Here is a 1156-nt window from a genome sequence, read left to right on the forward strand (position 1 = left end):
ACATGAAGATCACGGCAATCCGGTCCTACCCTGTCTGGGTTGGCGATCGAAACCAGCTCATCGTCAAGGTTGAAACCGACGAGGGTATCCATGGTTGGGGCGAGTCCGGCCTCTCCAGCCGCGAATTGGCCGTGACGGGCGCGATCGATCACTACCGTGAGTTCCTGATCGGTCGGGATCCCATGCTGACCGGAGCTCTCTGGCAGGAACTGTACCGCAGCCAGTATTTCGAGGGAGGTCGCGTTCTCACGGCAGCGATCTCCGCCATCGACATCGCTCTGCACGACATCAAGGGGAAGGCCTTGGGCGTTCCCGTGCACCAGCTTCTGGGCGGCCAGCAGAGAACCAGCATTCCAACCTTCGGGTGCGTCCGCGCGGACGACCCGGGCACCCTGATTGCCTCTGCCCGCAGGGCAATGGAGGCGGGATGGGACTGCCTGCGTCTCGGCTGGAAATCCGATGCGGTCTCGCCCTACGAACCGCGCGAGCATATTGCTGAGATCGCCCGCTGGATGATTGAGGCCCGAGAGACGCTCGGATCAGGCGTCATGTTGGGCGTGGACTATCATCACCGTCTCAGCATCGCCGAAGCAGCCTCCTTCTGCCAAAAGATGCCCAGAGGCACGCTGGATTTCCTGGAGGAGCCGATCCGTGACGAGACGCCGGAGGCCTACGCGGTTCTCCGGCGGATGACGGACGTTCCGTTCGCCATTGGCGAGGAGTTTTCGTCCAAATGGCAGTTTCTGCCTTACATCGAGGGCGGACATACGCAGTTTGCGCGCCTCGACATTTGCAACGTGGGCGGATTCACGGAAGCCATGAAGGTCGCTGGCTGGTGCGAGGCGCATTACATCGACCTGATGCCACACAACCCGCTCGGGCCGATCTGCACGGCAGCGACCGTGCATTTCTCGGCAGCAGTCGCCAACCTGTCGCATGTGGAATGCTGGGAAACGCCTGATGAGGACATGGCGCGGCAGGAATCACCGATCTTCGTCAAGCGAATGAAGCTGGCGGGCTCGACATACGTCGTGCCTGATGAGCCTGGGCTCGGCGTCGAAGTCGATGAAAGGGCTCTGGAGGCGGCTGAGCCATTCCGCTTTTCAGAGATGCCGCACCTTCGTAGGAAAGATGGATCGCATACCAACTGGTGATG

General features: G+C 61.1%; 1 protein-coding gene. It reads left to right on the forward strand.

Annotated elements, in window-relative coordinates; all coding sequences use genetic code 11:
* The first annotated feature begins 2 nt into the window (after positions 1-2).
* Complete coding sequence (locus tag DC522_RS33655) at positions 3-1154, forward strand: mandelate racemase/muconate lactonizing enzyme family protein (protein ID WP_116532714.1); 1152 nt, start codon at positions 3-5, stop codon at positions 1152-1154.
* Positions 1155-1156: the final 2 nt, after the last annotated feature.

Origin of the sequence: Microvirga sp. KLBC 81 (assembly GCF_003075415.1) — a bacterium.
Taxonomy (GTDB): Bacteria; Pseudomonadota; Alphaproteobacteria; order Rhizobiales; family Beijerinckiaceae; genus Microvirga.

Coding starts and splice junctions, on each gene's coding strand:
- DC522_RS33655 (WP_116532714.1), top strand. CDS start 3: ATGAAGATCACGGCAATCCGGTCCTACCCTGTCTGGGTTGGCGATCGA.